This is a genomic window from Candidatus Chloroploca mongolica, from assembly GCF_004762035.2.
Classification (GTDB): domain Bacteria; phylum Chloroflexota; class Chloroflexia; order Chloroflexales; family Chloroflexaceae; genus Chloroploca; species Chloroploca mongolica.
The window spans coordinates 165,617-170,976 of record NZ_SIJK02000006.1 but is presented as its reverse complement, the minus strand read 5'-3'; the positions used below and the strand labels follow the sequence as shown (position 1 = coordinate 170,976).

Below are 5,360 nucleotides of genomic sequence, written 5' to 3'. Positions count from 1 at the left end.
GGCGGCCGCCATCGACCGCCTCTTGTTCCGGGCCTGACTTTGCATCAGCCCTGCGCACGAACGGTGCCAGACAGACCAAGAGTGTGATAGGATTGCGCATGGGCTTTTGTTGTTTCGTCGTTGGTTTGGTTTGACACCCCAACGATACGACAAAAGCCCGTTGTGCGCGACTCTTCAAGCGGCACGGCTCACTCGGCGACGATGGTGACGTACAGATGTTTGGTTGTTAAGGGGCCGACGAGGTGGTCATTTTGGCGAGGGTATTGCACAACGGAAAAGTTTGATTACACTACCAACGCATTGTGTGTGTTATGCTACGATTCAGCGGCTCTGTTCCCCTTATTGACCCTCCAGAATTACGATCCACGACTGCTTTTTTATAAAGTTTTCACCTCTGATTCTCTCAAGTAAAGGGTGGCTAGACATGGCAAGGCATCGATCCGCATCCATTTCGCTCTTAATCATTCTTTTCATGCTGTTTGTGTCTGTTGGATCTGGGTTTCGCGCTCAGGCCCAGATTGTGGATCAAGAATTAGTTGATCCGGCAATCAGTGCCGAGGTCGCAACAGCTTCTGAGCTTGAAGTGAGCGAGACGGGCCTGTATATTGTTCGTTTTGCCGAGCCTGCCCTTGCGAGTTACACGGGGGGCTTGCTCAATCTACCGGCAACCAGCCCTGAGGCTACCGGGGCACGCAAGCTCGATGTGAACTCTGCCTCGTCACAGGCGTATCTCCAGTACCTCAACACAAAGCAAAAGCAGTTTGAGGTTGCGCTTGACCAGATGCTGCAACGGCAGGTCGAGGTTGCCTTCAATTATGTCGGGGTGCTCAATGCCATCGCCGTGCGCGTAAGCCACGACGAGGCCCAACGTATCGCAGCACGGCCCGATGTGGTTGCGGTCTATGCCGACACAATCCGTGAACTTGCCACCGATGTTGGCCCAGGCTTGATCGGTGCCCCTGCGATCTGGAATGGTGAGACCAGTGCGCAGGTTGCCAGCCGTGGTGAAGGTATCGTGATCGGGGTGATTGACTCGGGGATCAATGCACAACATCCGTCGTTTGCGGCGACAGATGGTGATGGGTATACGCACACCAACCCCTATGGGGCAGGCGTCTACCGCGGCTGGTGTGTGGCTAATCCTGGCTTCTGCAATAGCAAGCTCATTGGTGCCTACAACTTCTACAATAATGGCGGTAGCCCCGAAGATACGGATGGTCATGGTAGCCACACGGCCAGTACCGCTGGCGGCAATGCCCACACTGCTACCTTCAACGTTGGGTCAGACACGTATGATCTTCCCATTCAGGGCGTTGCCCCACGTGCGAACATTGTCGCCTACAAAGTGTGTGATCCCGGTTGTCCCAGTACAAGTAGTATTCAGGCGGTCAATTCGGCCATTCTCAATGATCAGGTTGATGTGCTCAACTACTCGATCTCGGGTAGCGATAACCCCTGGAATGATCCGGTTGACCTGGCCTTCCTTGAAGCGAGCAATGCCGGTATTTTTGTCTCGGCCTCGGCCGGCAATCAAGGCCCTGGCCCGAGCACGGTTGCCAAAACGGGGCCGTGGAATGCGGCAGTTGCAGCAAGTACCCACAATCGAGCCATCGTGCAGACCCTGGATGTAACGGCACCGACAACGCCCCTTGAGTTGCAAACTCTCCCAGTTGTACCCGGTGAAGGGACGCTGATTGCTGCAGATATCACGGGCGGCCTTCGTTATGATGCAACGAATAATCTCGGCTGTGAGGCGTTTGCCGCAGGGACGTTCACGGGCAACCTGGCGCTGATTCAACGGGGTAGCTGTCCGTTTGAAACCAAGGCCACGAATGCTGTCAATGCCGGCGCAACGGGGGTGGTGCTCTTCAACAATGTTGGCGGGCCACCCATTGCTGCTGGCGGTTTGACTGGCTCACCGCCAGTGGTCATGCTCGATCTTGCCAGCGGAGCGGCGCTGCGTGATTATGTCCTTGCCAATCCGACAACCACCCAGGTACGGATCAATGCCGCAACGTCGCTGATCTATGAGGACGCCTGGCAGCATATTGTGGCTGGTTTCAGTTCGCGTGGGCCTAGTCAGTTTGAGTTGATCAAGCCCGACTATACCGCCCCCGGCGTCAATATCCTTGCCGCTGTCGCTGCTGATTCCGGCAACCCAGTGCAATATGGCTTTTTGCAGGGCACCTCGATGTCGTCACCCCACGGCGCGGGGTCAGCGGCACTGATGATGGCGCTGCACCCTTCCTGGTCGCCCGCCGAGATTCGGTCGGCAATGGCAACTACAGCCGTGAATGACCTGCGCAAAGAGGATGGTCTAACGCCCGCTGACGCCTTTGATGTTGGCGCAGGACGGCTGAATCTCGCCCGGGCAAGCACGGTTGGCCTTGTGTTTGATGAAACTGGCGTGAATTATCTTGCGGCTGATCCATTAGCCGGTGGTGATCCTAAAACCTTGAACCAGCCAGGCCTGGTCAATTATAATTGCGCAGGGCAATGCACCTGGACGCGCACCATCAAGAGCGTGCTGACCCAGCCCGTAACCTACACGGCATCGTTTGCTGGCCCAACTGGCATGTCGGCAACGGTTACCCCGGCAAGCTTTACGATCAACCCTGGAGCGACCCAGGTGCTCACCATAACAGCCGACGTCTCAGGGCTCCCGCTGGATGAATTTGCCTTTGGCCGCATCACCCTGCAGACACGTGCAACGCATCCAGCGCCACTGCTCAACCCGAACAGTACAACCTGCCCGGCAGGGCCTGAAACCGGTGAGTTGACCGCAGCGACCCCAGTCTTCCATAGACCATCCGGCGCTGGGGCGAGTTGTAATCTATCTCCAACTGGCACGGCTGTACACCATGAGGTCTATTCCTACAACCTGGGAGGGCCAGAACCGCATCATCTCCTGGCGAGTACGGTAGGTGGGACAAGCATGGATACTGTGCTTGTCTTCTATCAGGCCCCAGACGGCTCAGCGAATCCGTTTGACCCCACGCAACCATGCCTCAACACGGTGGCCTATAACGATGATGCTGCTTCTGGTGGTTTGCAGTCTGAACTTGAAGTGAGCAATCTGCTGGCTGGTCAGGTTGATGTGGTGCTGACCACCTTTGCAAACAATGTGACGGGAACCTACACCATGCAGGTCGAGAGCAATACCTGTCAGGATAGTGGTGTCAGACGTGTGGCTGCCACCAACCTTCCGGTTGTCGTTTTGCCGGTTGCTGCGACCCCAGGGATAACGGTTACCCCTGGGCTACTGGCTGCGACGCAACCGGTGGATGCGATCACAACGCATGTGTTGACGATTGGCAACGAGGGTGGTACCGATCTGACCTGGTCAATTGATGAAGCTTCGCAAACTACCGTTCTGCTGGAACTACCGGAAGATGAGGGACTGGAACGTCGTGCGCCCAGCCTGCATCCAAAGCTCGTGAGTTCAGCGACGATCCGGGGTGAAGCTTCACCCACGGTGAGCAGCGTTATGCTGCCAGCGAATGCTCCCGGTCAGGTCAATCTCATCCTGGATGATGGCACGGCAGAAAATGCTATCGGCCTCACTTCAGGGGGGCATTTTCTCTGGTTGAACCGCTTTACCCCGGGGGCAGTTGCTTATCCTTTGACCCTCGATCAGATTCAGGTGCTGTTCCGTTCAAGCAACGGACCGCAAATTGGCGATGCGGTTGATCTCTATGTCTACGAGGATGCCGACGGTGATCCGAGCAATGGGGCAACCCATGTTGCCTCGCTGACCGGCCAGACGGTACAATCCCTGGATGCTTTCTCGACCTATCCGATCTCTGTCACGCTGAATGGCCCTGGTGATGTGCTCATAGGGGTGGTGAATCGTGGCTCAGTCACAGCAGGTGTTTTCCCGGCAGCGCTTGATCAGACAAACAGCCAGCAGCGTTCGTGGATCGGTTTCGGCGATGCGGCACCTGGCAACCCACCGGCGTTGCCGCTGGGCACCTTTCGTCTCATTGATACCCTTGGGGGGCCCGGTAACTGGATGATCCGTGCCCAGGGAACGAGTAGCAATGCCTGTCTGGCACCCGCTGATGTCCCCTGGTTAACCATTGAGCCCACGAGCGGGACAACTGCACCTGGTGCCACGACGGCAGTCACGGCCACGCTTGATGCGACTGGTCTGGCAGTTGGTCAGTACTCGGCCCTCTTGTGTGTCAATAGCAACGATCCGAATCAGCCTATGGTCGTAGTGCCAGTGACCCTCGACGTTGTCACTGTTCCCGAGATTGAGGTTGACGTCGCAGCCATTGCCGCTGTCCAATCTGTCGAAACGACCACAACGCACGCGCTCACAATCAGCAATACGGGTCTGGCCGATCTGGCCTGGTACATCGAAGAAGCTCCAGGCGCAGCGTCGGTTGGCATTGCGCCATCAGCGGTACCTACGCTAACGGTGCTGTATGACAATGGCCCCTTTATTACCAGCTTTGGTGATGGACCAGATGGCGCTGATCTGAGCTTGCTGCAGACGAGCCTGGGTATGAGCACCCTTGGGTTTGCCACAGGGCTGCTCGCTCCAGGCCCTCATTTCCGCATCTCTGATCAGTTCACCGTGACCGATGCCAGCGGTTGGAGGGTTGATGAGGTGGTCTTCTATGCGTACCAGACCGGATCATCGATTGCTTCTACGTTCACAGGGGTAAACTTCCAGATCTGGAATGGCCCACCAGATGATCCGGCGAGTATGGTTGTCTTTGGTGATACGACGACCAATCGGTTTGTTGAGAGTAGTTGGACCAATGCCTACCGGGTCATTGACACCAATCCCACCTTAACTGAACGACCAATCATGGCGATCGTCGGTCGTGCAGGCGTTGATCTGCCACCTGGCACCTACTGGCTCGATTGGCAACTGGCTGGCAGCCTCGCCTCGGGGCCATGGCAGCCACCGATTACCGTCATTAGCCAGACCGTCACCGGCAATGCTCTGCAACGCGGCGACACTGGCTGGGTGCCACTGCAGGATATCGGGTCAAGTACCAATCAGGGTATGCCCTTCCAGCTACGAAAAGTGGTGGGATGCAGCAATCCATCTGATGTCGCCTGGATGTCCGTCGATCCCACCAGTGGTACGACCTTGCCCGGAGCTTCAAGCCAGGTGACTGTGACCCTCAATGCTACAGGGGTTGCCCCCGGTGCGTATGAAGCGTATCTCTGCCTGCATAGCAATGATCCCTTCAAGCCTCTGATCACAGTGCCGGTCAGTATGACGGTGGAAGCTGTGCAATATGGGGTCGATCTGCGCGCCGCTACCTCAACTGGCTCGGGACGTCCTGGCACGGTCGTCACGTACACCCTGGCGCTGACCAATACCGGCAACCTAACCGATA

The 5,360-nt window shown here is 56.8% G+C and carries 1 protein-coding gene; it reads left to right on the top strand.

The window, feature by feature from the left end:
• Positions 1–472: 472 nt before the first annotated feature.
• Positions 473–5,360 (top strand): S8 family serine peptidase (locus tag EYB53_RS26200; protein WP_167857271.1); only part of this gene is annotated, 4,888 nt, incomplete at its 3' end.